24 protein-coding genes are annotated in these 25,416 nt (G+C 41.3%); 17 read left to right on the plus strand and 7 right to left on the minus strand.

Annotated elements, in window-relative coordinates; genetic code table 11:
- The first annotated feature begins 23 nt into the window (after nucleotides 1-23).
- The 7 genes from H5203_RS02890 to H5203_RS02920 all read left to right on the plus strand — a co-directional run bounded on the left by H5203_RS02890 (nucleotide 24) and on the right by H5203_RS02920 (nucleotide 9,155).
- Nucleotides 24-4,766, plus strand: coding sequence for a PAS domain-containing protein (locus H5203_RS02890; RefSeq protein WP_182819351.1), 4,743 nt, complete (start codon nucleotides 24-26; stop codon nucleotides 4,764-4,766).
- A gap of 27 nt (nucleotides 4,767-4,793) precedes the next feature.
- Nucleotides 4,794-5,285, plus strand: a complete 492-nt coding sequence (locus H5203_RS02895; protein ID WP_149980086.1) for a GNAT family N-acetyltransferase — start codon at nucleotides 4,794-4,796, stop codon at nucleotides 5,283-5,285.
- A 90-nt stretch (nucleotides 5,286-5,375) separates the two neighbouring features.
- On the plus strand, nucleotides 5,376-5,882 hold the full coding sequence (locus tag H5203_RS02900) for a hypothetical protein (RefSeq protein WP_182819352.1): 507 nt from the start codon (nucleotides 5,376-5,378) through the stop codon (nucleotides 5,880-5,882).
- Nucleotides 5,883-5,913: 31 nt separating this feature from the next.
- The gene (locus tag H5203_RS02905; RefSeq protein WP_145236217.1) at nucleotides 5,914-6,540 is read left to right on the plus strand and encodes a superoxide dismutase; all 627 of its coding nucleotides are present in this window, start codon (nucleotides 5,914-5,916) and stop codon (nucleotides 6,538-6,540) included.
- A 78-nt stretch (nucleotides 6,541-6,618) separates the two neighbouring features.
- The gene (locus H5203_RS02910) at nucleotides 6,619-7,980 is read left to right on the plus strand and encodes a DNA-3-methyladenine glycosylase 2 family protein (protein ID WP_182819353.1); all 1,362 of its coding nucleotides are present in this window, start codon (nucleotides 6,619-6,621) and stop codon (nucleotides 7,978-7,980) included.
- Complete coding sequence (locus H5203_RS02915) at nucleotides 7,977-8,450, plus strand: methylated-DNA--[protein]-cysteine S-methyltransferase (RefSeq protein ID WP_145236211.1); 474 nt, start codon at nucleotides 7,977-7,979, stop codon at nucleotides 8,448-8,450. The genes H5203_RS02910 and H5203_RS02915 overlap by 4 nt, the downstream gene beginning before the upstream one ends.
- Nucleotides 8,451-8,564: 114 nt before the next feature.
- The gene (locus H5203_RS02920; RefSeq protein ID WP_145236208.1) at nucleotides 8,565-9,155 is read left to right on the plus strand and encodes a thymidine kinase; all 591 of its coding nucleotides are present in this window, start codon (nucleotides 8,565-8,567) and stop codon (nucleotides 9,153-9,155) included.
- On the opposite strand, the gene ltaE is transcribed toward H5203_RS02920, so the two are convergent.
- Nucleotides 9,132-10,145 (minus strand): low-specificity L-threonine aldolase, encoded by a 1,014-nt coding sequence (ltaE, locus tag H5203_RS02925; RefSeq protein WP_182819354.1) that lies wholly within the window; start codon nucleotides 10,143-10,145, stop codon nucleotides 9,132-9,134. The genes H5203_RS02920 and ltaE overlap by 24 nt on opposite strands.
- Nucleotides 10,142-11,089: a 23S rRNA (adenine(1618)-N(6))-methyltransferase RlmF gene (gene rlmF / locus H5203_RS02930; protein ID WP_182785173.1), complete on the minus strand. Its 948-nt coding sequence runs from the start codon at nucleotides 11,087-11,089 to the stop codon at nucleotides 10,142-10,144. Before rlmF ends, ltaE begins: the two co-directional genes overlap by 4 nt.
- Before the next feature lie 123 nt (nucleotides 11,090-11,212).
- Here rlmF and H5203_RS02935 point away from each other — a divergent pair, with 123 nt between their 5' ends.
- Nucleotides 11,213-12,127, plus strand: coding sequence for an alpha/beta hydrolase (locus H5203_RS02935; RefSeq protein WP_145236199.1), 915 nt, complete (start codon nucleotides 11,213-11,215; stop codon nucleotides 12,125-12,127).
- Here the strand turns inward: H5203_RS02935 and H5203_RS02940 are convergent.
- From H5203_RS02940 to H5203_RS02950, 3 genes are all read right to left on the minus strand, one after another.
- Nucleotides 12,081-13,535, minus strand: coding sequence for a sulfotransferase (locus tag H5203_RS02940; RefSeq protein WP_182819355.1), 1,455 nt, complete (start codon nucleotides 13,533-13,535; stop codon nucleotides 12,081-12,083). The genes H5203_RS02935 and H5203_RS02940 overlap by 47 nt on opposite strands.
- Before the next feature lie 107 nt (nucleotides 13,536-13,642).
- Nucleotides 13,643-16,219, minus strand: a complete 2,577-nt coding sequence (locus tag H5203_RS02945; RefSeq protein WP_145236193.1) for a TonB-dependent siderophore receptor — start codon at nucleotides 16,217-16,219, stop codon at nucleotides 13,643-13,645.
- A 300-nt stretch (nucleotides 16,220-16,519) separates the two neighbouring features.
- A complete protein-coding gene (locus H5203_RS02950; RefSeq protein ID WP_145236189.1) occupies nucleotides 16,520-16,690 on the minus strand; it encodes an oxidoreductase-like domain-containing protein in 171 nt (56 codons plus the stop codon).
- 162 nt (nucleotides 16,691-16,852) lie between these two features.
- Here H5203_RS02950 and H5203_RS02955 point away from each other — a divergent pair, with 162 nt between their 5' ends.
- Nucleotides 16,853-17,302 (plus strand): hypothetical protein, encoded by a 450-nt coding sequence (locus tag H5203_RS02955; protein WP_145236186.1) that lies wholly within the window; start codon nucleotides 16,853-16,855, stop codon nucleotides 17,300-17,302.
- Between the two features lie 94 nt (nucleotides 17,303-17,396).
- A complete protein-coding gene (locus H5203_RS02960) occupies nucleotides 17,397-18,758 on the plus strand; it encodes a M17 family metallopeptidase (protein ID WP_145236183.1) in 1,362 nt (453 codons plus the stop codon).
- Between the two features lie 20 nt (nucleotides 18,759-18,778).
- On the opposite strand, the gene H5203_RS02965 is transcribed toward H5203_RS02960, so the two are convergent.
- Together H5203_RS02965 and H5203_RS02970 are read right to left on the minus strand one after the other, a co-directional pair.
- The gene (locus H5203_RS02965; protein ID WP_145236314.1) at nucleotides 18,779-19,165 is read right to left on the minus strand and encodes a VOC family protein; all 387 of its coding nucleotides are present in this window, start codon (nucleotides 19,163-19,165) and stop codon (nucleotides 18,779-18,781) included.
- 55 nt (nucleotides 19,166-19,220) lie between these two features.
- Nucleotides 19,221-20,297 carry a ketoacyl-ACP synthase III gene (locus H5203_RS02970; protein ID WP_182819356.1) on the minus strand — a complete coding sequence of 359 codons (1,077 nt, stop codon included), beginning with the start codon at nucleotides 20,295-20,297 and terminating at the stop codon, nucleotides 19,221-19,223.
- A 153-nt stretch (nucleotides 20,298-20,450) separates the two neighbouring features.
- Between H5203_RS02970 and H5203_RS02975 the strand changes: the two genes are divergently transcribed.
- From H5203_RS02975 to H5203_RS03005, 7 genes are all read left to right on the plus strand, one after another.
- Entirely contained in the window at nucleotides 20,451-21,764 is a 1,314-nt protein-coding gene (locus H5203_RS02975) for an amidohydrolase family protein (protein ID WP_182819357.1), read from the plus strand.
- 8 nt (nucleotides 21,765-21,772) lie between these two features.
- On the plus strand, nucleotides 21,773-22,177 hold the full coding sequence (locus tag H5203_RS02980) for a DUF4440 domain-containing protein (RefSeq protein ID WP_145236175.1): 405 nt from the start codon (nucleotides 21,773-21,775) through the stop codon (nucleotides 22,175-22,177).
- Nucleotides 22,178-22,232: 55 nt separating this feature from the next.
- Entirely contained in the window at nucleotides 22,233-23,474 is a 1,242-nt protein-coding gene (locus H5203_RS02985; RefSeq protein WP_145236312.1) for an ATP-binding protein, read from the plus strand.
- A complete protein-coding gene (locus H5203_RS02990; protein WP_145236172.1) occupies nucleotides 23,471-24,001 on the plus strand; it encodes a response regulator transcription factor in 531 nt (176 codons plus the stop codon). The genes H5203_RS02985 and H5203_RS02990 overlap by 4 nt, the downstream gene beginning before the upstream one ends.
- A gap of 284 nt (nucleotides 24,002-24,285) precedes the next feature.
- Nucleotides 24,286-24,690, plus strand: coding sequence for a DUF1761 domain-containing protein (locus tag H5203_RS02995; protein ID WP_145236169.1), 405 nt, complete (start codon nucleotides 24,286-24,288; stop codon nucleotides 24,688-24,690).
- Between the two features lie 43 nt (nucleotides 24,691-24,733).
- The gene (locus H5203_RS03000; RefSeq protein ID WP_149980101.1) at nucleotides 24,734-24,985 is read left to right on the plus strand and encodes a hypothetical protein; all 252 of its coding nucleotides are present in this window, start codon (nucleotides 24,734-24,736) and stop codon (nucleotides 24,983-24,985) included.
- A 143-nt stretch (nucleotides 24,986-25,128) separates the two neighbouring features.
- On the plus strand, nucleotides 25,129-25,392 hold the full coding sequence (locus H5203_RS03005; RefSeq protein ID WP_145236163.1) for a hypothetical protein: 264 nt from the start codon (nucleotides 25,129-25,131) through the stop codon (nucleotides 25,390-25,392).
- Nucleotides 25,393-25,416: the final 24 nt, after the last annotated feature.

The raw sequence follows: 25,416 nt of genomic DNA on the forward strand, positions 1-25,416 counted from the left end.
AAAAAGTTGATTATGGAAATACAATGCTGAATAGCCTGTTAAAAAATAAAAGCCAATCTATACGGACGAAACTGATTGTTACTTTTATTGTCATTGCGCTAGCGCCATTGTGTTTACTGTCGTGGTTTAGTTTACAACATGTTATTGATTCTCTGGAGCAAAGTGCTGAGGTGCAACTAGTTGAATTGAGTAGTATAGGTAAGCAATTTGCTGATATTTGGTTTGCAGATCATATTAAAGATTTGTACCTGTTAAATGATCAACTCAGCCATAAGCAGTTGGATAAACAATCACTAATCAACGAATTTGTTGCGCGCTATGACTTTGTAAATGACATTGATATTATTATTGACCCTCTTAATCGTACTAATTTAGTTAATAATGCTGCATTCTCTGAGTTAGATAGCGAACAGCTAAACGCTATGCTTACCGATTTAGAGCGAGGCGCAGCGAGTGTATTTATCTCAACGCAAGCAAAGCCGCAACGACACTTTGTGGTGTTGTCAGTAACCAATACCCAACAGATATTAAACTCTATTATTTTGGTTGAGGTTAATTTTCAAGGGTTGCTCGAAAACTTAGCTCATGTTCATGAAAATAATGAAGAGTTGACCTTTCATATTATCAAAAGTGGCGTTGTACAAGATGCAACGCACACCTCACTTTCTGAGATGTTAAGTAAGCATTTAGCAAAGTTTGATCATGTCTTTACTTATCATAAAAGTGATAACACCAAGCACTACGCGATACTTACACAATTAAACTTTGCTAGTGCAACTGATTGGCAACTACTGGTGGAAAAGCCTGCGGTGGTTATGCTCAAAGGCGCCACTACTTATAAAAAAGCGGCGATGTTAGTTAATATTATTGCTTTATTAGTCATTCTGGTGCTGTCGTGGTGGTTCGCTCGGCGGCTATCACGGCCACTTATTTCGCTTGCTAGGGCATCGACTGAGATTAGCAATGGTTCGCGAAGCCGCATACCTATTTTAGCGGATAGCAGTGAACTGCAGCAGTTGTCGATTGACCTCGATCATCTGGTTAGTAGTAAATTACAGCAGCAATCAAGGTTGCAAATGCAAAGTGAAGCACTGCAATTAGCACTTAAGCAACTAGCGGAACAAAAAAGCGCACTTGATGAACATGCAATTGTTGCAGTGACCGATATCAAGGGCACGATCACCTTTGTTAATAAGAAATTTTGTGAGATCAGCGGTTACTGCGAAAGTGAATTGTTAGGAAAAAATCACCGTATTTTAAACTCCGGGACTCACCCTAAAGATTTTTTTAAAGGCATGTATAAAACCTTAATCGCAGGCAATGTATGGCATGACCAAATCTGTAATCGAGCAAAAAATGGTGACTTTTATTGGGTCGATACCACCGTAGCGCCTTTTTTAGATGAGCATGGGCAACCGCAAAGTTATATTGCTATACGCACAGACATTACCGCATTGAAATTACAAGAATTTGAACTCGAACAGCATAAAACACAATTGCAATTAGTGCTGGACAGCACTGCAGTAGGGATCTGGGACTGGTATGTAGATACCGGCAAAGCATATTTTAATAACCGCTGGGCGAGTATTATCGGCTATAAATTAGAAGAACTACAACCAACTGATTTTAATACATGGAACAAATATACTCATCCAGATGATCTTGTTACTTCAGGGCAGCTTTTAGAACAGCATTTTGCGGGTGAGAGCGATTATTATGTCTGCGAAGTTCGTATGTTGCATCGTCTCGGACATTGGGTGTGGGTACTGACCACAGGACGTATCGTTGAGCGCAATAGTGATGGCTCTGCAAAACGAATGATAGGTACTCATCTTGATATTACAGAGCGAAAAGAAACAGAAGCACAATTGCAATTGAGTCGCGACCGATTTGTGTCTCTGGTTGGCAATATTCCAGGCATTGTGTATCGATGTAAATACGATGCCCAATGGAGCATGCTCTATCTGAGTGAACAAACAAAAGTTATTACCGGCTATGAACCAAGTGATTTAGTTGATAATCATAAGCTGAGCTTCATTGAATTAATTCACCCGGATGATGTCTCAAGCGTGGCAGAGAAAGTGAGAGTCGATGTTGATGCTCGTCAGCCATGGTCATTAGAATACCGTTTGGTCGCTTCTGACGGCAGTATTCATTGGGTACATGAAAAAGGTCAAGCAGTGTATGATCAGGCTGGCAAAGTATTGTATTTAGATGGTTTTATTCATGATATAACCGAACGTTATCATACTCAATCAACACTTTATCGCCAACAAAGTTTACTTGAAGCAATGAGTAAACAAGGCCAAATTGGTGCCTGGGAAGTGGATTTAGAAGCACAGACTATGTATTGGTCCGATGAAGTCAAAGCAATTCATGAAGTCGCTGATGACTACCAGCCAGTAATAGGGCAAGCTCTTGATTTTTATAAGCAAGGTGAACATCGTGATAAAATTAGCGAACTGTTTGAAGATGCTGTTCTTAATGGTAACAGCTGGGAAATTGAGTTAATCCTTGTCACAGCGTTAGGCAATGAAAGGTGGGTTAAGTCGATAGGCCAAGTTGAATTTAAAAATGAACGTTGCGTGCGTGTGTATGGTTCATTTCAAAATATTGATACTTATAAACATCTCGAATTAGAGAGTAAAAAAGCCAACCAATATAATAAAAACCTAGCGAGTTTAACCGTCTCACCTGAGTTATTGGCAGGTAATTTCGATGTAGTAAAAAATTTAGTGACGCAGTCAATGTGTGAAGTACTTGATGTGCAACGCTCAGCAGTGTGGGTGTTTGATGAAGCTAGCGATGAAATGACGTGCGTGAGTTTATTTATCGATGATCAAGGTTTTGTTGAGCAGCCTTTAGTGCTTAAAGCGAGTGAATTTCCCGCTTATTTCAAAGCAATATTTGCACAAGGTTTAGTGGCAATTAATGATGTTAATAGCCATCCTGCAACCGCCGAATTGATTGACACTTACACAACACCATTAAATATTAATTCGATGCTCGATGCCGTTATATCTACCGGTGAGGGTATATTAGGAGTGCTATGTGCGGAAAGTGTCGGTAGCTATCGCTGTTGGAGCCAAAATGAAGAAACCTATTTACGCTCTTTAGCGACATTAGTGGGCAGCGTGTTAATGTCGCAAAGGCGAAAGCAAACCGCCCAAGAGCTGAAAATTGCATTAGTCAAAGCCAATGCTGCTGCAACAGCAAAAAGTCAATTTTTAGCAACCATGAGTCATGAAATCCGTACCCCAATGAATGGGGTGTTGGGTATGCTTGAGCTGATCGAACTTGAGGCGTTGACCAAGCCGGTGCGAACGAAAGTCGCGATAGCAAAAAATAGCGCGCATTCTTTATTGTCGGTGATCAATGATATTTTAGATTTTTCGAAAGTTGAAGCCGGTAAAATCGAGCTAGAAAGTATCAACTTCAATGTCTGTAATTTACTCGGAGAGGTGGCGGAATCTCAAGCCCTTGCGGCGCAAGATAAAGATATCGAAATCATTATTGATTTAGTGGCTGTGACACCGGTGCAATTTAAAGGCGATCCGGGGCGTATTCGCCAAGTGCTGACCAATTTACTGAGTAACGCTGTTAAGTTTACTGCGCAAGGTGAAGTAGTGATCCGCGCATCAGTAACTCCTATTGAACAACAATATCAGCTCAGTATTAGTGTAAAAGACTCTGGCATCGGAATTGATCTAACCAAGCAAAAAGATTTATTCAGCCCTTTTTCACAAGTTGATGCGTCGACTACGCGCGAATATGGCGGTACTGGCTTAGGTTTAGCAATTTGTATGCAGCTGTGTGAGCTGATGGGCGGAACTGTCACTTTAACCAGCGAAGTTGGCCAAGGCTGTGAATTCACAGCGACGATTATGCTACAAGAGGGGAGCGAAACCGAACGCAGTATACCGACCATAGATCTGACCAAGCTCACTATATTGGTGGTTGATGATAACGAAACCAACCGGATTGTGATAAGCCAACAGCTTGCTCATTGGGGAGCTAAAGTAGAGCTTGCATGTAATGCAAGGCAGGCGCTTGAGCTGTGTGAAAAGCGTATAGCTGCTCAACAGAGTTTATATGATATAGCGTTATTAGACATGCAAATGCCAGAAATGGATGGCTTAGCGCTGTGTCGAAAATTAAAAGCTGATGATGATTTTAAAGCTATGCCATTAGTAATGATGACCAGTATTGCGGGGATGGAAGGCGCGCAGCGGTTTAATGATGCTGGATTTCAAGCGTACTTTCCAAAACCGATTACCACTGCTGATTTGATTTCAACAATAGCAGTGATCGCTGATGAACAGTGTTCGACAGACTTACCTTTAGTGACATCAAGTTATATATCCTCACTGCGTAGTGATCAGCATAGAGCAAATAGCCATATTTTATTGGTTGAAGACAATCCGATTAACCAGCAAGTATCTAAACTAATGTTAAGTAAACTGAATTTTACCGTAACGCTAGCGGAGAATGGTCAGCAAGCTCTTGATATTTTAGCGAAAGTACCTGCAGAACACTTTAATTTAGTGCTCATGGACTGCCAAATGCCGGTGATGGATGGATTTGACGCTACTCGCGCAATTCGTGCCGGTGAGGCGGGTGCTAAACATCAACAGATCACGATTATTGCACTCACAGCCAATGCAATGGATGAAGACAAACAGTTGTGTTTAGCATCTGGAATGGATGACTACTTGGCTAAACCGATTCAACTACAAATATTAAAAGATAAACTAGATCAGTATTAAACAATGCAGTAATAAATAAGAGAGCTTATGACAGACCAAAAAACGATTACCTTAAGAGATGCGCAGCCTTCGGATGCTGCTACTATTTTGCATTTTATTACCGAATTGGCAATTTATGAAAAAGAGCCCGATGCAGTTAAAACCGATGAACAGGCGATTTTAAAAACCCTGTTTAGTGAAGGTGCAACAGCGCATAGTTTAATTTGTTTTGAAGGCGATACGCCAATTGGCTTTGCGGTGTACTTTTACAATTACTCGACTTGGCTTGGCAAGAATGGCCTGTACCTTGAAGACTTATATGTTAGCCCAGATAGCCGAGGTAATGGTGCGGGTAAATTGATTATGCAACATTTGGCACGCCAAGCTATCGCAAAAGATTGTGGCCGTTTTGAATGGGTGGTACTTGACTGGAATCAACCTGCGATCGATTTTTACAATAGTATGGGGGCAGAGCCACAAAATGAGTGGATCATTTATCGACTTACAGGACAAGCATTAATTGATTTTGCCGAGAAATAAAAATACGAAAATATAAATAAAAATCATTTGCATTAAGTTGTTTGGCTGTGTAAATTAATCACATCATTTAATTTTGTGCAGGTGATTTTTATGTCACACCCACAGTTTCACAGCAGTAATAAATTGTCTCAGGTTGAGCAAGTATTAAGTCCTTGGCAAGCCAACATTATTGCTGGAAATACAGCGTTTGAACGCGGTGCTTTAATTGAAGCTCGCGATAAATACACGACAGCACACACCCTCGCAGCTCGTTTATTAAGCCAATTTAGCCAAGCAAAAATATGCCAGTCAGTTATTAGCGCAATTGAACATTGCTGCCCCGCATTCGTTGTTGCCGCTCATAATTTAGCGGATACATATCGAGCGATGAATCAAGCAGAGCAAGCGTGTCAGTGTTTGTGTGATGTGCATATAAGTTTAAGTCATTTGCTCCAGCATCCATGCGATACGGTGCGTACAGTGGTTGTGCACCATCATCACAAAACCTACACAGAGTTAGTACAGTTTGCCAAATTGCACAGTCATTACCCGCAATTAATAGAACAAATCAATCAGACGTTAAGTTACACCCCAGATCAAAGTGCCACTGTGCATTGATCACTTATTCTTAATCCGACAAGGAACAATTATGGCGTTTACATTACCCCCATTACCATATGAGTACGATGCGTTAGAGCCACATTTAGATGCTAAAACTATGGAGATCCACCATACTTTGCATCATCAAACATATATCAATAAAGCCAATGCGGCACTTGAAAATACCCAGTATAGCGATACTGATGTACATGAGTTACTCGTAAAGATTGACACGTTGCCAACTGAGCTGCAAAAAGTAGTGCAAGAGCATGGTGGCGGACATGCAAACCATTCATTGTTTTGGACAGTAATGAGCCCCAATGGTGGGGGTCAGCCAAAAGGGAGTTTATTAGATGCGATCATAGAGCAGCTTGGCAGCTTTGATAACTTTAAAGAGGCATTTACAGCAGCAGCTGTTAGTCGCTTCGGCAGTGGCTGGGCGTGGCTAAGTGTTAATAAAGATAACCAGCTTGTGGTGGAAAGTAGTTTAAATCAAGACAGTCCATTAATGCACGGCAACACGCCGATTTTAGGTTTAGATGTGTGGGAGCACGCCTATTATCTGAAATACCAAAACCGCCGCCCGGAGTATATCGCAGCATTTTATAATGTTATTAATTGGGCTGAAGTTGAGCGTCGTTATTTAGCTGCTACCAGTAAATCAATCAGCGAATAAAGGTTGAGTGCCGAAAATGGCTAGTAAACTGTGTTTTTTCACGTACTCTATTAGCAGATGTATAGTTAAGAGCACCTTATGGATACTAGCCATTGGCAACTTGCCAGACAAAGCCGCGACCATCGTTTTGATGGACTCTTTTTCATCGGTGTTAAAAGCACCGGTATTTATTGTCGGCCAATTTGTCCTGCCCCTACTGCAAAAGAGCAAAACGTAGAATACTTTCAATATGCCCATAATGCTGCCCAGGCTGGATTTCGCTCGTGCATTCGTTGTCGCCCAGATAGCGCCCCTGGAAGTAGCGCATGGCAAGGAACAAAAACCACAGCGCTGCGAGCCAAACATCTGATAGACAGTGACTTAACAACACAACAAAGCTGTGAACGGTTAGCTGAGCGACTAGGCGTGAGTAGCCGCTATTTAAGGCAGTTATTTCAGCAACATTTTGGTATCTCAGTAACTCAATATCGGTTATTTAATCAATGCCATTTCGCTAAAAAATTATTACAAGAAACAAGCCTGTCGGTATCCCAAGTTGCTTTTGCAGCGGGCTTTAATAGTATTCGTCGCTTTAATGATGCTTTTTTACAGCAGTTACATATTTGCCCGTCAAAAATGCGTGGTGAGCGTAGTACATCACGTGCGATGTTGACGCTTAAATTACCTTTTCGGCCCCCTTATAATTGGGCTGCGTTACAGCAATTTTTAGCTAAGCGGTTAATTTCACCTCTTGAGTGGCTTGGTGAGACATATTATGGTCGCAGCTTTAAAAACCAGCATTGCCAAGGCCAGTTTACGGCTGAGTTTGTAGAGCACAAACATCATTTTTTAGTCAGCATTGATATTGATCAGCCACGCTTTTTACAGCCTATTTTAAGTGAAATTCGCAGGGTGCTCGATTTAGATGCCGATACTGCGCAAATCGAACAACACCTAACAACTCAACTTCAAGGGGCAATTGTGTTAACCCAAGGGCTGCGGTTACCGGGTATTTGGTCGGTATTTGAGGCTGGTATTCGTGCGGTACTTGGCCAACAAGTCAGTGTGACTGCCGCGCATAACTTAGTGACTCAGCTGGTGGATGAACTGGGCGAACAAGATGGCGAGCGAGTGTATTTTCCAACCCCTGAGGTAGTGGCAAACAGTGAGCTGGCATTTTTTAAAATGCCTCAAGCGAGAAAGAATGCGCTGCGTAATTTAGCGCAATTCTGCGCCGATAACCCTGATTGTCAACAGCTTGATCAATGGCTGCCACTCAAAGGGATTGGACCTTGGACAGTAAACTATGCAAAATTACGCGGCCAAAGTCAGCCCGATATTTTATTAGCAGGAGATTTAGGTGTAAAGAAAGCACAGGCGGGGGCAAAACCATTTAATGATGAGATGTGCGCGCCATTTCGCTCCTATTTAACCTTTCAACTATGGCAGCAGCTAACATGACTATTATTCAAACCCGAATACCCAGCCCAATTGATGAGATTATTATTCAAGGTAACCAACACGGAGTGAGTTATGTGGGCTTTTATCCAGTTATAGAGTGCTCAGAAACCCCATTTTCAGAGGTTGAGCAGCCACATATTTTAAATTGTGCTGCGCAGCTTAATGACTACTTTACAGGCAAGCGAACAACCTTTGATGTCACTCTAGCCACCCATGGTACTGCTTTTCAACAAGCGGTATGGCAAGCGCTCACCGCGGTGCCATTTGGACAAACACAGAGTTATTCAGATATTGCTCATGCACTCAATAATCCCAAGGCAGTTCGCGCAGTGGGGGCTGCTAATGGTAAAAACCCAATCAGTATTATTGTGCCGTGTCACCGTATTATTGGTGCCAACGGTAAATTGACAGGCTATGCGGGTGGGCTAGAGCGCAAGCAGTGGTTACTTGAGCACGAAGGGCTGATTTAATCTTCAAAAAAGGGTCAATAGACTCCAGGAATTAGTTTTAGCACGGGTAAAAAAGGTGATGTTCAATCAAGATTAAGGTAGCATTAGCGCACTTTTTTCAGGGTAGGCATTTTCATGGCTCAGCTGTACTTTTATTATTCTGCAATGAACGCAGGTAAATCTACCACGCTTTTACAATCGGCATTTAACTATCGCGAACGCGGCATGGAGCCTGTTATTTTAACGGCTGCATTGGATGATCGTGCCGGTGTTGGTAAGGTATCTTCTCGAATTGGTTTACAAGCTGATGCACATATTTTTGATGCTGACAAAGATGTTTTTGAACTGATCAAACAGCTTAATAGTGAACAAAAACGTCACTGTGTGCTGGTGGATGAATGTCAATTTTTATCACGTCAGCAAGTAATGCAACTGACCGATGTGGTGGATGAATTAGGCATTCCGGTGTTGTGCTATGGCTTGCGTAATGACTTTAGAGGCGAGTTATTTAGCGGCTCGCAGTACTTACTGGCGTGGGCTGATAAACTGGTTGAACTTAAAACGGTGTGTCATTGCGGTCGCAAAGCGAACCATGTATTGCGTACGGATGAGCAAGGCAAAGCGATTGCCGATGGTAATCAAGTGGAAATTGGCGGCAACGACCGTTATGTGTCGGTGTGCCGCAAACACTATAAAGCTGCGTTAAACATGCAGCGCCGAAGTTAACGCTGCTATAAATTGATCAATATCGGCTCGAGTGATCTGTAAATGAGTTACTAAACGCAAAGTTTTGCTTGGGCTGAATACTATCCCTTGTCCTTTTAGTTGCTGTGCAATGGCATTAATATCAACATTATCAGCAACATTTGCATAGACCATATTGGTTGTATCGCGCGACAAGTCAACGTTAAAGCCTTCAATGGCACTGAGCTGCTGCGCTAAGTAACGCGCATTGCTGTGATCGTCGGCTAAACGACTAACATTGTGCTCAAGTGCATAGTGGCCAGCGGCTGCCAGCATACCAGCTTGGCGCATAGCGCCGCCAAGTACTTTACGCCAACGCCTTGCTTTATTGATCAGTTCAACAGAGCCAAGTAGTAATGAGCCTACTGGTGCGCCTAAGCCTTTTGATAAGCAAATAGACACGGAGTCAAAGTGTTTGGTTATCTCGGTAATATTTACCTTAAGCGCAACCGCAGCGTTATAAACGCGAGCACCATCCAAATGCAGTGCTAATTGATGGCTGTGAGTGAACTCACGCGCTTGGGCTAAATAACTTAATGGCAGCACTTTACCGCCAATGGTGTTTTCTAAACTGAGTAAGCGGGTATTAGCAAAGTGAAAGTCTTTGGGTTTGATAGCGGCGCGTATTTTGTCAAAGCAGAGGCTGCCATCATTTTCATTCTCGATAGGTTGCGGTTGGATTGATCCAAGCACTGCCGCGCCACCGCCTTCAAATTTATAATTGTGTGCATTTTGCCCACAAATATATTCATCACCACGTTCGCAATGAGCCATTAACGCTAATAAGTTTGCTTGGGTGCCGGAGCTACAAAACAATGCACTGGCAAAGCCATGACGCTGTGCTGCAACGCTTTCTAATTTATTAATACTGGGATCATTACCATATACATCATCACCTAAAGGGGCGTTGAACATAATTTCGCGCATTTTAGCGCAGGGCTTAGTGACAGTATCAGAACGAAAATCAATCATGATATCTCCGGTTGTGTAAATTGCTGGCTGATCTCTTGGCGAGTTTGTTGATCAAAATAACTCCACGCAATAAAGCGACTCACTTTTTGCCCTTGCGCCATTTCAATGATTTTAACTTCAGCCACAGGGTGTGTTTTTAATTGTGCTTGTAACGTGGCTAAGTTTTCTTTTTTTGAAACTAAAGAGGTAAACCACATACACTGCTCAGCAAATAGGGCACTTTCATCGATCATGGTACAAATGAATTGCGCTTCGCCACCTTCACACCAAAGCTCATTATGTTGCCCGCCAAAATTTAAAGCCGATTTAGGGGCTTTGCCTAAGTTTTTCCATTTCCGCTCGCTACTTTGAGCTGCTTGTTGTTCACTGGCATGAAAAGGAGGGTTACACAATGTAATATGAAAAAGCTCTTTTGCATTTATTACCCCCTGAAAAATATGCTGCGACTGCTTTTGTAGCTTGACGGTAATTTTGCGATTATTAAATTGTACGATTTGTTTGGCTAATTTTACAGCGCTCGGATCTATATCTGAGCCTGTGACGCTCCAGTTATATTCATGGCTTGCTAGTAACGGGTAAATTATGTTCGCACCAGTACCTATATCCAACACTTTAACTTGTCTGCCTTGAGGTATAACGCCTTGATTATCGTTTGCTAGTAAATCGGCTAAGTAGTGAATGTAATCAACGCGTCCTGGAATCGGTGGGCAAAGGTTGTGTTCAGGTATATCCCAAAAATCAACGTTATAGTACGCTTGCAAAAGTGCTTGATTAAGCGTTTTTACTGCTTTGTTATCACTAAAATCAATACTTTTAGTACCATTGGGAGTAAGCACGATATATGGTTTTAAAGTGGGCACTTTAATACTTAGGTAGTCTAAATCATAGCCTTTGTTATGGCGATTTCGAGGGTGTAGTTTTGATTTTAATGGTGTTGATTTCATAACAAATAATTAGCTTAACAAACAAAAAAGTTATTTTACCAGAGAAACACATTGACGTGTGATCTTGTTTAAATTACTGGTAGGATGAGTTGCGGTTCATAACAATGACAACAAGGAACTGAAATGGCGATCGTACAAGAATCAGTATTTATTAAACTAACTGAGCTACAAACATTACATTTGCGCCGCATAGCAGATAACAGCAAAGCCGCTGGGCCAGCTGTGTTGTTTATGCATGGTGCTGTTGAAAACGGTAAAATATTTTATACGCATTCAAATAAGGGGTTAGCACCTTTTTTAGCTGAGCAAGGATATGTGTGTTATGTGGCTGATCTACGAGGTCGTGGTGACAGCAAACCGGCTATCTCAAAGCATGCTCACTATGGCCAAACCGAAGCTATTATTGAAGATATTCCCGCTTTTATTGCTAAAATTACCGAGCGTGAAGGTAGACCACCAGCGTATTGGGTAGCCCATTCCTGGGGTGGTGTATTAATGAACAGTGTGTTTGCGCGTTTCCCACAGTATATCAATGATGTAAAAGCATGTGCTTACTTTGGTACTAAACGCTCGCTTTATAATCATCATCCACAAAAATACCTTCAAGGAAATTTGATTTGGTATTTTTTAGCGCCAATACTGGCTAAAAAACATGGTTATTTACCCGCCAAAAGACTCAAGTGGGGCAGTGATGATGAAACTAAAAAGTCGCATTATCAAAGTATGCAATGGGCTAAACGTAAACCATGGTTAGATAGCGACGACGGGTTTGATTACGCGCAAGCTGTGGCTGGCTTAAGTTTGCCACCGACCTTACACATCGGGGGGGTGAAAGACAAAGCGCTTGCACAACAAATTGATATTGAAAAATTTATTGCCGAGTCAGGTACTGGTATTCAACACCTGCAAATGTACGGGAAAAAACACGGCCATCAATATGATTACGATCATATTAATATGTTAACGCACGCTAGTGCTAAAGCAGATCAATTTAAGGATCTAGTGACGTGGTTTGAGCGTCATTCAGCAACGCCCTGAGTGGCGTTTCAAAACGTTTCCAGTGTTCTATTGCACGGTTATGTAGCGGTTTTCGTACAGCTGCTTTGCTAAGCGTGGTAACTGGTTTTTTTGATTTATAAAAGTCTAAACATTGTGCTTCAAATGCGGTACCTAAAAATGTAAATACGCTTTTTAACGTATCGCGCGGCTCGCTGATCAGTTGCTCATAATGAACATCTAAGATAGCCGAAGGTATTGCTTGTTGCCAATGCGTCATCAAACCTTGGTATAAATCATAGTAACGTTTAAATTCAGGTAATGAGCAAAAATAAGGTTCATTTTCTGCAAAGTAATTACTATAAACGGACCAAGCTGTGGCATTAAAATCGCGCTGCAAGTTAATAAACTTAGCATTTGGAAACAATAAATAGATAAGCCCTAACGATTGATAATTAGCGGGCAATTTGTTGATCATGAACGCGCGAATAGGTTTTGCTTGTTTTAACCGTGCGGTATAAAGAGCCCGCGCTTGCTCAATCAGTTGCGGTGTTAGTGCGCTGATACATTCAGGGTAGGACAACTTGGTTTGTTGTTCTATGAATGCAACAACTTGCGAGCTAATACAGCGATCTTCCCCAAGGCTTGCAAATTCACTATGTGAAGCTAACATTTGTTCTAATAATGTTGAGCCACTGCGTGGCATGCCAATAATAAAAACGGGCGTAACAGTACCAGTAAATCCAGGCTTGATAGTGGCAAATAAACGTTTTGGGTTATAACGTATAATACTTTGATAAAACGGCGTTAATTGTTCAGTGTTGAAGCTACTCAATTGCAGCTGCAATTTATTGGCTAGTTTATAATAATTTACAGCTTGTTCTATATCATTGAGTTGATCATAACTTTTTGCCAAGGCGTAATAACAAACCATTTTTAAACGTAAGTTATTGGTTTGTGTGAGTAAATGATGCAAGTTACTGATGTAGTTATGCTGTTGATCAAAGCGGCCAAGTTGTACCAGTTCAAATAAAATATAAGCAGTGACCGGATATAAACCAATACTTAGTGCTTGTGCAAAGGTGGTATGTGCTTTATCTAATTCGCCATGGGTTAAATAATGTTGTGCGAGATAATAGTGTGGCTCTGGGTTATGACTAGCAATGCTTTTTGCATACTCCAGTACGGTTAATGCATCATTTGGCGAATTAACGCCATTAAATGCATCCGCTAACGCGTGCAGTGGCTCCAACATATTAGGTAGACGTTCACAGCTTCTTTGTAATAAATAAACTGCAGCATCAAAGCGCTCTAAGCGCAGGGCAATACGGCCCAAACCAAATAGCGCTTCGCCATTTTGGGGATCACTTTCAAGCAAGGTTTTATAGTGAAACTCCGCTTCTTGGAGTTTGTTTTCGGCAAGTAGTTGGTTAGCTTTTTTTAGCAACATACATCACTTTTTTTATTTTTTAATTACTATATTTATTATTTGGGTATAGCACGAAAAAGGCGAAATGTCTTGAGCATTTCGCCTTTCTTTTCAACGCTTAATTATGATTAAAACGTATAAGTTGCTTTGGCATAATAGAAGCCGCCGTTTATACCATATGGCGAAGTTTCATAGTATTTACCACCCCAGTTATTATTAGGTGCCACGGTAAAATCAAGTTTCTCTGCTTCTTGGTCGAGCAGGTTTTGTGCGCCGACTGAGAAACTAATCGAATCATTCAAAAAGTAAGTTACTTCAGCGTCGAGCGTAATTGCCGCATCTGCCATTTTTGCTGTATCGTCATAATCTACATGCACACCTTGGTATTCACCAAAATAATTTGCACGAGTAAACATTGAGAAACTTTCCCATTGTTGTGACCAACTAAGCGTACCACGGTGATTTGGTAAGTCATTTTCTAAACGGCTTACTTTAAACACCCCAGTAATATTAGTTGAGCGAGTAACCTCAGTTTCATTCCAGTTGTAAGCTAAACTAAATGTTGAGCTACCACCGAGTAAATCTGTGGCATAGTTTGCTACAAAGTCTATACCTTGAGTTGTGGTATCAAAGTCATTAGTAAAGAAGCTTACTTGCGCTAAGCTTTGCACGTTTGGCACACCAGCGGCTTCAAGCGTATCTTTATCAGCTTGACTCAGCTCGATTTTATCAGATTGACTAATACGGTCATCAACTTGGATATTGTAATAATCAATGGTTAGAAATACTTCACCGATGGTGTATACCGCGCCAAAGGTATAACTTTGCGACTCTTCAGGCTCAAGCTCTGTACCGCCTAACTGTACCGCAATTGGATTGGTCGGTGGTAGTAAAGCAGAGTCGACCAATACGCCACTGCTTAGGTTTGTTTGCACGTTACTGACATTGGCTTGGCCAACTGTAGGCGCGCGAAAGCCTGAACTGATTGAACCACGAACATTTAAATCATCGGTTAAGTGATATTGAGCCATCAATTTATAGTTAACAGTAGAGCCAAACGTATCATAGTCTTCATAGCGTAGGGCTAAACCCATTAAGAACTCTTCAGTAAATGGGGCTTCAATATCAAGATAAGCCGCGTAGTTGCGACGAGTATATTCACCAGCGTCAGATGGTTTAAAGCCAGGGAAACCATTTGAACCGATACCAAAACCTTGATCCGTTAGTGGGCCTGCTGTAAATGATGCTACATCGCCAGAGGTAACTGTAAATGTTTCCTCGTGCCATTCAAGGCCACCGGCTATGTTCACATCGTATGCTAGATCAAAATCAAAGCCTTTTGATAAATCAAAATTAAAGTTTTTCTCTAATTGTGAGTATTTACCTGGGCTAAAATCACGCGGGCTATCAGGGCCTAATGACGCATTAATAGTGTCGTAAATAAAGTAACGAGATTCATTAAAGCCGACCGTACCACTTAAGTCGTAGTACGCACCTTCTAACATACCACCAGTGAACTCGCCTTTAGTACCTATTGTAAGCGAGGTATCTGTAATGTTGCCACCAAAGTTAGGCGTAAAACCGCCAGGTAACATTTCATTGAAGGCAAAACAGTCTGGATTATTAGCTACTTGGTTGATGTAAACTGGGTTATCTAATACGTTGTCATCAATCATGATGTTAGTAGGGCAGTTACCACTCATATCGCCAGTTAAATCGCCAACTAACAATGTTTCACCACCATCGTTTGAATAGACCCCAGGGCGAGTGTGAGGATTACGATAGTAAAAACCACCGCGTACATCACGCTCTGAATAGTTACCAAACATGTAAAATTCGGAGTTTTTAGTCAGCTCAAGGCCGACATTACCAAAAATAGAGATATCGTCATCAACTTCTGGTGCGCCCCATATTTGTGTAATCGGGGCAATGTCAGGAACACCAGCCTCAATTAAGTTTGCTGCATCAAAACGTTGCACTGAACGACTAGTTGCGTCAGCCGTTTTGTATTGGAAACTTAAATTTGCGAAGCCATTGTCGGTAAATGGTAGACCAATGTTACCGGAAATCTGTGTTGTATCACCGTCGCCTTCATAGTACTGACCTTGGCGTACTTCGAAACTGCCGCCTTCCGAGGCATCTTTTAGTACAAAGTTGATAACCCCAGCAATCGCATCTGAGCCGTACTGAGCGGCTGCGCCATCTCTTAGTACTTCAACTTGTTTTAGAGCGATACTTGGAATAACTGAAATGTCCGCACCTTGTGCGCCATCGTTTATGCCGCCACCTAAAAAGGCAATAACAGAGGCACGATGACGACGTTTACCATTGAGTAATATCAATGTACTGTCAGAAGGTAAGCCACGTAAGTTAGCTGGACGAACCAAAGATGCTGCGTCACTAATAGGCATTGAATGTACGTTTAATGATGGAATTGAGCCTTTTAATAGCTCGAGCATATCCGTATTACCTGATTTACCAAGTTCTTCACCACCGATGATATCGATAGGTACCGGTGAATCACCAATAGAACGCGGTGCAGAGCGAGTACCCACTACGGCTATTTTTTCTACATTTTTATTTACTTTAGTTACTTCAGCTTGTTCATCTGCAGCTAAGGCAGTCCCCGAAATAAATAAGCCTGCGGTGGTTGTCGTTAATGCAAGTTTAACTGCATGATTTAATATGTTATTTCTAAATTTCATTCTAATTTCCCCAGTTAGAATTATTGTAATTTCGTAACTATATGATTTTTAAAAAGCCAAATAGTCTATTAAAGTTATACAACTTGTTAAATAATTGTGCAAGGTGTTAAATGATTTGGTTTTTTTTGGTTTTTCTATAGAGGAAATTAGAGGTTTACATACCTATATGAAAAGTAATGATATTTTGAAAAGGGAAATTAGAAATAAAGTAATAAGTGGGATTTTTTTATAAGTAAATGAAATAATAATTTTGTAAATAAATCTTTAGACTAAGTAAAATTCAATAAAGTTCAATAATTATTAATGATCAGTTTGTTCAGGATTTTGTTGTCGCCAAACTTTTAACGCTTCTCGGTATTCATCCCAAACACATGGGCAACAACTGCCACCACCGCAGCACTGATCAGCAGTCGGTCTGGTTGGTTTTGTGTCGTCAACTCGGTATGGTATATCGGCTGTGTTTTGCGGCATTTTATTCATTATTTACAGATTTAATAGCATGGGCTGTTTATTGGCCCGTGATTATACTTAATCATGGCTTTTTTGCTAGTTGAGAAATGATGTTGATCTGTTAATCGGTGATTGTATTAAATTATGCTTTGTGAAGCGTTAAGGCTATGTGAGAATAGCGTTATGCGACTATATAAAGTTATTCATCGTGCCCCAATTCGAGTGGCAAAAATTAGTACAAAACGCCAACAGTTGCGTTTTAAGCGCGCTATGGTAGCACTTAAAATTGCACTGGCGCAGGAAAAGCAAGAAACCAAAGAAATGCTCACAATTTATCGTCGCTACACCCAAGGAGATGTGAGTAAAGAGGATCTGCAAAAAGCGAATGCCCAGTTTGTTGATATTCTCAAAGGATTGGGTTTAGGTGTTTTTGCTGTTTTACCTTTTGCACCTGTGACTATTCCACTGGTTGTTAAGTTGGGTCAATGGGTTGGAGTTGATGTACTGCCAAGTTCATTTAATATAAATAAATCACTTAAAGATATTGACCAGCAGATCGCTGATGAAGAGCAGCAACACCACCACGCTGAAAAAACGGCAAAATCAGACGTAAAACCACCTGTAAAAAAATAATGCCATGCAGTTTAAAGGATAGTCTTTGTGCTATACCTTTTATGCTGAGTTATTGATATGCTTGATCATCATATAATTTTAAACGAGTCATTTAATGAGTACATTAATTCGTCATAGTTCTACGGGTATTCCTTTATCTTTTATTGTTAAAAATGACTTAGCTACATGGCAAGCACAGCAGCCAATTTTTTTACAAAACTGGCTAAATAGCTGTGATTTTGCAAAACAAGGTTTAGCCTTGGTGGTCAATCCACAAAGTGGAGCGCTAAGTCAGGTGTATTGTTTAGTTAATAGCGTTGATGACTTTTGGCTCGCGGGTGAATTAGCCAGCAAACTGCCAGCAGGAATTTACCAAGTTCAAGAGTGTGAACAACAATTAGAACAGATTGCTCTGGGTTTTATACTTGGTGGTTATGAATTTAGCGAATATAAAGCCAAAGGTGCTGTAAAAGCACAATTAGCAATTGCCGATGAAGCATTGTTTGCGCGTATTACACGCCAAGCAAATGCGATTAACTTAGTTAGAGATCTAGTTAATACTCCCGCCGTAGACATGATGCCACAGCACTTATCACAAGTGATGGCTGATTTAGCACACACTTACAATGGTCAATTCAATGAATGGATAGGGGATGAATTATTAGAACAAAACTATCCAACTATCCACATGGTAGGCCGCGCCAGTGAAAATAAACCGCGTTTACTTGATTTACACTGGGGCGCTGCAGATGCTCCTTTGATCACCTTAGTCGGCAAAGGTGTTTGTTTTGATTCTGGTGGTTTAGATCTTAAACCAAGCTCAGGTATGCGCAATATGAAAAAAGACATGGGCGGCGCAGCTCATGTAATTGGTTTAGCGCAGTTAATTATGGCGGCAAATTTACCAATTCGTTTACGCGTGTTGGTACCCGCTGTTGAGAATGCGGTATCGCGCAATGCATTTCGCCCTGGCGATGTAATTAAAACACGTAAAGGCATTATGGTCGAAATCGATAACACCGACGCAGAGGGGCGTTTAGTGTTATGTGATGCACTCACGGAAGCACAAAATGACAATCCTGAGTTGATCATTGATTTTGCAACCTTAACCGGTGCTTGTCGTATTGCGTTAGGCACTGAGTTACCAGGGTTTTTCTCAACTGAGCGTGATGTTGCCAATGGCATTATTGACGCCGGTATTGCAGTAAGCGACCCTGTTTGGCAATTACCGCTTTTTGAGCAATATAAAAGTTTATTAAAAAGTGATGTTGCTGATATGGCTAACTGTGCAAGTACCCCATTCGGCGGGGCAATTACTGCTGCACTTTATTTAAAAGAATTCGTAGAGCCAACCACACCATGGGTACATTTTGATGTAATGGCATGGAATATCCGCTCATTACCAGGTCGTCCAGTCGGTGGTGAAGCACTCGGTATTCGTGCCGTATTTAACTACTTACAAAGTCGTTTTAAATAAATTTATTGAGCTTTGTGAGGTTATGCCTCATAAAGCTCAAGCGGTAACCCATCAGGATCTGCAAAAAAGGTAAATTGTTTACCTGTGTATTCATCAGTTCGAATCTCTTCTACTGCCACACCTTGGCTTTGCAAATACACTTTACTTTGCTCAATATTGGCCACTTTAAATGCTAAATGTCGTAAACCTTGTGCTTCTGGGTAACTAGGTCGCTTTGGTGCATTATCAAATGAAAATAGCTCTATTTGGCTACCATCAGGCAAGGCTAAATCTAATTTGTATGAGTGGCGATGTTGGCGAAAATGCTCTGCAATTATGGGCAGCTGTAAGATCTGATGATAAAAATGTTTTGAGCGGGTGTAATCGCTGCATATAATTGCAGCGTGGTGAATTCCTAGCAATTGCATCATTTTTAGCTATCTGTGGTAAATGGCGCAGTATAGCTGCGCCATATTGAGTATGTTATTGATCACTACCTTTGCAAGCTGCTACTGCGGGGGCCACTAACTCTAAACCGGTTTTATCACACGGTAGTAGTGCTGCATCGCTAACGCTGATTGGCGTGACGCGTTCGCCCCATTTTATGTAACTAGCAGCCCAAGTTAATCCGGCACCAAATGCTGCAGACATGATATTAGCATGTGGTTTAATTAATCCTTGCTCAACAGCTTCGCATAATGCGATTGCAATAGTTGCTGCCGATGTATTGCCGTATTCGCCAATGTTAACCATTACTTTTTCATCTGGTACTTTTAAGCGATGTTGAATGGCTTGAATGATACGTAAATTTGCTTGGTGTGGCACAAGTACATCGATATCATCAAGGCTCAAATTTGCCTGTGTGAGCACATCGTCACAGGCTTCACTCATGCCCTTTACTGCGCGCTTAAAGATTTCGCGACCTTCAAATAATAAATCAGATGGCCCAATAGGCACATATTTATTTAAGTCACTACCAAAGTTAGTGATATGCAAGATATCACGGTCTTCGCTATCACAGCCTGTTTTTGTCGCGAGTAAACCCGCTGGCGTGTCTGCTGCTTCAAGTACTACGGCACCGGCGCCATCACCAAATAACACCGCACTGTCACGGCGATCCCAGTTTACATACCAGGTCATACGTTCAGCAGCAATTACTACAGCTTTTTTGATCATACCGGCTTGAATTTGTGCAGTCGCTGCTTGTATTGCATATAAAAAACCAGAGCAAGCTGCATTGGTGTCCATAGCGGCAGCGCCAACTGCACCAATGTTTTTTTGTACTAACGAAGCTGTGTTTGCCACCATAGTAGAGGGCGTACATGTTGCTAATAACACTAAGTCAATGTCTTTAGCATCAATGCCAGCACAGGCTATTGCATGTTTAGCTGCTACAGTGGCAAGCTCTGCAGTACTAACGTGGCTTACTCTACGGGCTTTTATACCAGTGCGGGATGTGATCCATTCATCATTGGTATCAACTAATTGGCTAATTTCATCGTTGCTAATACGCGCTGGTGGGATACATTTACCCCAACCCGTTATGTGTGCGTAGGTCATAGTGTGCTCTCTTTAAGTGGTCAGACATGTGTCATCTATGTTTGATTTATACCAAAAATCCAGTTCTAAGACTAGTTTATAACTTAGCTTACGTCGTAAATAGTGGTAATTAAACGTAATTTAGGCTAATGGTAGTAGAAAAGTGAGGTAAACATGAAACAAAAATTAATTACTATCTTGGCTGCATTGGGTACGACGGTATATTCTGCGGCGAGTTTTGCAACACAAACTCAGGTTATTTACGCAGGATCAATGTTAGCAGGTGCTGAACAAATACTAGAAAAGCAACGCACTATTGTTATAGAAGACGCTATCATCACGCGCATCGAAAAAGGCTATGTGAGTGTTATTGATCTAGCATTGCCCGATGCAAAGATCATTGATTTAAAAAATCAATTTGTTATGCCTGGATTAATTGATATGCACGTACATGTTACATTTGAGCGTGACGCAAACGCAAACCCTCATCAATGGCTTACAGAGTATGAAGCGGACTATGCGCTGCGCTCAATTAAATATTTACAGCGTAGTCTTGATGCCGGTTTTACCTCGGTACGTGATTTAGGTAGCAGTTATAAAGTGATCTTTCCACTACAGCGTGCCGTTGAGCGTGGAGATATTCAAGGGCCACGTATTTTTGCTGCAGGAGATACAATTACCCCAACGGGCGGGCATGCTGATCTGCACGGTTACCGTAAAGATATTAGTGATGTGATAAGTGGAGGGTTAGGGGTGTGTGATGGTGCTGATGATTGTCGCCGCGCGGTTCGTGAAGTAATTAAATCAGGTGCTGATGTAATTAAAATTACCGCAACGGGTGGGGTGTTAAGTAATACCGCAGCGGGTGTCAATCAGCAGTTCACAGATCAAGAGTTGATGGCGATTGTTGATACTGCACATAACTTAGGGCGCAGCGTAACAGCGCATGCTCATGGTACATCAGGGATCAAAGCGGCATTACGTGCAGGTTTTGATTCAATTGAACATGGGTCTTACCTAGACAAAGAGACTGTAAAGTTATTTAAGCAATACAACGCTTATTTAGTGCCCACGTTATTGGCAGGCCAAACGGTCAGTCAAGAAGTACTCAGTAACCCAAATATGCCAACAGCTATTGCTGATAAAGTACGCACCGTTGTACCAAATGTTGCAGCTTCATTTAAGCTGGCATTAAAAAACAATGTTAATATTGCTTTTGGTACAGATTCTGGCGTATCACGCCATGGTAATAATGCTGATGAGTTTTTATGGTTAGTTAAATATGGCATGACTGAAAAGCAGGCTATTATGTCAGCAACAGTTAATGCCGCTAAGTTACTCGGCCAACAAGACCGACTAGGGCAGTTGAGTGTTGGTAAACAAGCAGATATCATCAGCGTTAATGGCTCTCCTCTTGATGATATAACGACATTGCAAAATGTACAATTTGTGATGAAAGCAGGGCAAATATATAAACACCAATTGTAGGATACAGTATGGGCAGCAAAATCAAGGCATCATTGTTTAATCATTTGATTGACGCTGAGCGCCAGTTATTAGATCCTGAGATCCGTCAATCTGAGCAGGCATTGGATGCTTTGCTCGATGATGATTTTATTGAAATTGCCGCTAATGGTACTGTATTTAATAAATATCAAGTATTAACGCGGTTACCTACCGAAGTCGTGCCGCAGTTTTACAATCAGCATTTTAAAGGCCGAATGCTTAGTGATGATATTGCCCAACTAAGTTATCAAGCGGCATATCGGCGCTCTGCGCGCGCTGAGTTTAACTATTCGTTACGGATGTCGCTGTGGCGATTAACCGAAGGCCAGTGGAAAATGGTGTTTCATCAAGGAACGCCGTGTGCTGTGTTTAGTATCTCTATGGATGATGATTAGGTTAACCTTCTTTAATTAGGCATTTTTTATTAGGTAGTTATGTATGGCGTTTTTAATGCGCACTGATCCTGCGATTAGCCGTTTACTGATGTTACGCAGTGGTGCAATTGCAATTCAACTATTGGCCGTTGTAGCAGTCTATTTTTTACTTGAGCACCAAATCCCTTTATTGCCTCTACTGGTAGTGATCTCCCTTGAAGCCGTATTCCAAATTTTAAGCGTGATTGCTTATCGTAATGTCAGTAAAGCGAAAGAACTTGGGATGTTAATGCAGCTTACGGCCGATGTGCTTTTTTTATCGGTATTGCTGTCTTTGAGTGGTGGTGCGACCAATGCATTTGTGTCGTTACTGTTGTTACCAATAATGATTGCTGCGGTGAGTGTCAGTGCTCGCGGCTTAGCTTATATTGCTGTATTAGCGATCACCGCCTATAGCGTGCTGCTATTTAAAATGCCTCAGCACAGCATGCATCATATGCAAATGACCAGTCACTTTGTGGGTATGTGGGTTAACTTTGTGATCAGTGCTAGCGTTATAGCATTCGTTATCGGCACTATGAACCGTGCACTGCATTCGCGAGAGCGCACAATTGCAACTGTGCGAGAAAAACAATTACGAGCAGAGCAGTTAGTCACGCTTGATGGTGCTGCGGCACAAATTACTCATCAATTAGCCAGCCCAATCGCCAATTTACAATTATTGTATGAAGAGCTTCTTGAAGAGCAGCCCGATAATGAGATTGTGAAAGACATGCAGCAGCCCTTGTTGCAATGCGCACAGCAGTTAAAACAGTTTCGTACCCTGTCATCTGAACTACGCACACAAACGGTTGCAGCGACTGTATCGTTAAACGCATTAGCTCAACAAATTAGCGATACAATGCTATTACAGTATCCCGATCAACAGCTTAATTGGCTAAATGCAGCGCCTGCTAGCTCGGTTACTAATGATGCTATGTTACTGCCAGCGATATTAAACTTGTTGCAAAATGCTGCTTTTGCCAATCAACAGGCACAGCAACAAACACTGGAATTGAACTGGCAACAGACTCCAGATAACCCTAAAACAGTGAGTTTAGTTATACGTGATTTTGGTAAAGGATTTAGCGCAGCACAATTGGCAGAGTTAGGGGGTCAGTTAATGCCTAGTGAAACGGGGATGGGGCTTGCAGTTATGCTTTCAAATGTAACATTTGAGCGTTTACAAGGCTCTTTAACATTATTTAATCACCCACAAGGTGGCGCGGTTGCCAAAGTACAATTAACCATTGATGAGCCACAAGTCGAGCCTGTATGAAGCTATTAATTATTGAAGATGATATTAATCTTGCCAATACGTTAGCGCGGCGCTTAAACAAACACGGTTTTGCATGTCAGCTGGCACATGATAAAGCCGAGGCTATTGGCATAGCTAAAAACTTCGCACCGACACATATTCTGTTAGATATGAAATTAGCTGACGATAACGGTTTAGCTCTTATCGCACCACTGAGAGCATTACTAACAGACGCACATATTGTATTATTAACAGGCTATGCCAGTATTGCCACAGCGGTAGAGGCTATGCGCCTAGGTGCAAATGATTATTTAACAAAACCCGTTGATATGCTCACGTTATTACGAGCCTTAACAGGCACATGCGTGCCAACTACTGAGTTAATTGCAGATGATATTGTAACTATGTCGCCAGAGCGTCTTGAGTGGGAACATATTCAGCAAGTGCTGCATACCAATCAAGGCAATATTTCAGCAACTGCTCGGCAACTTAATATGCATCGGCGGACTTTACAGCGTAAGCTACAAAAAAAACCAGTTCAGCAGTAAATCCTAGCGTAATAGTGAGCGTTATTTCGGATCACGGTTTCCGGTTTAGTAATGCTCAGTAAGTTTATTGTTGCCTTTTAGGCAATAAGTTTTACCCGGTCAACTAAGTAATACAGTCGCCTTTAGTCACTTTAAATGGAGCTCAGGTTACTTTAGTGTATTTATATTTTGGCACCAGCCACGCATCATAGATAGTTTTGCAGTTTAGATAGTTGCTGCAATGGCGTTCATTAACTACAGTAAAAATATCATTGTATTTTTTGCAATCAGCATAAGTAGTCATTATGGATTTATCACAACTGGATTTTGTAGCCGTATTATTAGCTGCCATGTCTTCTTTTATGTTAGGAGGCGTTTGGTATTCACCTTGGTTGTTTCAACGAGCCTGGTTAGAAGGCTGTGGATTAACGGAGCTGGATTTAAAAGCAACAAATCCAAAATGGGTATTTGGTGGCGGTTTTGTTTTATCTTTATTTATCGCTTTTGGCTTATCACTGTTTTTAGGACCACATCCACATTTAGGGGTTGCGGTAGGCGTTGGCTTTGCGGTTGGACTATGTTGGGTAAGCAGTGCCTTAGGGATGAGCTATATTTATGAACAACGACCACTAAAGCTGTTTTTAATCAATAGCGGTTACCATATTTTACAGTTTACTTTAATGGGCTTAATCTTTGGACTTTGGCCATAAGCTGTTAATCTATTCGCGTGTTTGTAGTAAAAGTAACAAAATAATGGCAAAACCGAATAAAAAAGGCCCTACTAAAACGGTCGATATTTTTTGTAGTCAATGTAAAGCTCCCCTATTCAAATATCGTAAAGGCGGCAAAGGGGCATTGGTTAAATGTTTTATCGAACGGATCAGTCAAGATTTCACCACTATTCCTTGCGTATGCCCCAACTGCTCACGCCCTTTTGCTCGAGAAGCAATTATCCGAGGCGCACCCGCGTATAAAATGATCGGCGGCAAAGTTACGTTTAAATGAACTCGCTAAAGCGGACATTTATCCTGTGCGCTTTTGGCGAGGCTGCTAAACTTACCCGGTTTGCTGTTTCAATGATTGAAAACAACCCTCCCCATGGAATGGGCCAGTTTGTTGGGTATGATTAAAAAGGATAGGGGACACCCGTGATTGCACTTTTATTTGATATTGTTGGTATGACAGGTACGTTTTTAGTGGTTGGCGCGTTTTTTATGCTACAACTGGGTAAAGCCACGCCAACAGGGCTTTTATATAACATGATGAATTTATCTGGCGCTATTTTGTTGCTTATAAGTCTTTGTTATAACTTTAATTTAGCAAGTTTTGTGATTGAAATATTTTGGATCGCAGCCTCATTAATTGGTTTATATAAATACCTAAAAGCTAAGCAGATTTCAGCTGTAGCCTAAATTTATAAATTAATAGAGAAAAAC

The sequence above is a fragment of the Pseudoalteromonas sp. SG41-1 genome, from assembly GCF_014164575.1.
GTDB lineage: Bacteria > Pseudomonadota > Gammaproteobacteria > Enterobacterales > Alteromonadaceae > Pseudoalteromonas > Pseudoalteromonas rhizosphaerae.

Coding starts and splice junctions, on each gene's coding strand:
- H5203_RS02955 (WP_145236186.1), top strand. CDS start 16,853: ATGCGACTATATAAAGTTATTCATCGTGCCCCAATTCGAGTGGCAAAA.
- H5203_RS02985 (WP_145236312.1), top strand. CDS start 22,233: ATGCGCACTGATCCTGCGATTAGCCGTTTACTGATGTTACGCAGTGGT.
- H5203_RS02890 (WP_182819351.1), top strand. CDS start 24: ATGCTGAATAGCCTGTTAAAAAATAAAAGCCAATCTATACGGACGAAA.
- H5203_RS02980 (WP_145236175.1), top strand. CDS start 21,773: ATGGGCAGCAAAATCAAGGCATCATTGTTTAATCATTTGATTGACGCT.
- H5203_RS02970 (WP_182819356.1), bottom strand. CDS start 20,297: ATGACCTACGCACACATAACGGGTTGGGGTAAATGTATCCCACCAGCG.
- H5203_RS02900 (WP_182819352.1), top strand. CDS start 5,376: ATGTCACACCCACAGTTTCACAGCAGTAATAAATTGTCTCAGGTTGAG.
- rlmF (WP_182785173.1), bottom strand. CDS start 11,089: ATGAAATCAACACCATTAAAATCAAAACTACACCCTCGAAATCGCCAT.
- H5203_RS02965 (WP_145236314.1), bottom strand. CDS start 19,165: ATGCAATTGCTAGGAATTCACCACGCTGCAATTATATGCAGCGATTAC.
- H5203_RS02940 (WP_182819355.1), bottom strand. CDS start 13,535: ATGTTGCTAAAAAAAGCTAACCAACTACTTGCCGAAAACAAACTCCAA.
- H5203_RS02935 (WP_145236199.1), top strand. CDS start 11,213: ATGGCGATCGTACAAGAATCAGTATTTATTAAACTAACTGAGCTACAA.
- H5203_RS02895 (WP_149980086.1), top strand. CDS start 4,794: ATGACAGACCAAAAAACGATTACCTTAAGAGATGCGCAGCCTTCGGAT.
- H5203_RS02910 (WP_182819353.1), top strand. CDS start 6,619: ATGGATACTAGCCATTGGCAACTTGCCAGACAAAGCCGCGACCATCGT.
- H5203_RS02945 (WP_145236193.1), bottom strand. CDS start 16,219: ATGAAATTTAGAAATAACATATTAAATCATGCAGTTAAACTTGCATTA.
- H5203_RS02920 (WP_145236208.1), top strand. CDS start 8,565: ATGGCTCAGCTGTACTTTTATTATTCTGCAATGAACGCAGGTAAATCT.
- H5203_RS02915 (WP_145236211.1), top strand. CDS start 7,977: ATGACTATTATTCAAACCCGAATACCCAGCCCAATTGATGAGATTATT.
- H5203_RS02995 (WP_145236169.1), top strand. CDS start 24,286: ATGGATTTATCACAACTGGATTTTGTAGCCGTATTATTAGCTGCCATG.
- H5203_RS02905 (WP_145236217.1), top strand. CDS start 5,914: ATGGCGTTTACATTACCCCCATTACCATATGAGTACGATGCGTTAGAG.
- H5203_RS03000 (WP_149980101.1), top strand. CDS start 24,734: ATGGCAAAACCGAATAAAAAAGGCCCTACTAAAACGGTCGATATTTTT.
- H5203_RS02990 (WP_145236172.1), top strand. CDS start 23,471: ATGAAGCTATTAATTATTGAAGATGATATTAATCTTGCCAATACGTTA.
- H5203_RS02950 (WP_145236189.1), bottom strand. CDS start 16,690: ATGCCGCAAAACACAGCCGATATACCATACCGAGTTGACGACACAAAA.
- H5203_RS02975 (WP_182819357.1), top strand. CDS start 20,451: ATGAAACAAAAATTAATTACTATCTTGGCTGCATTGGGTACGACGGTA.
- H5203_RS02960 (WP_145236183.1), top strand. CDS start 17,397: ATGAGTACATTAATTCGTCATAGTTCTACGGGTATTCCTTTATCTTTT.
- ltaE (WP_182819354.1), bottom strand. CDS start 10,145: ATGATTGATTTTCGTTCTGATACTGTCACTAAGCCCTGCGCTAAAATG.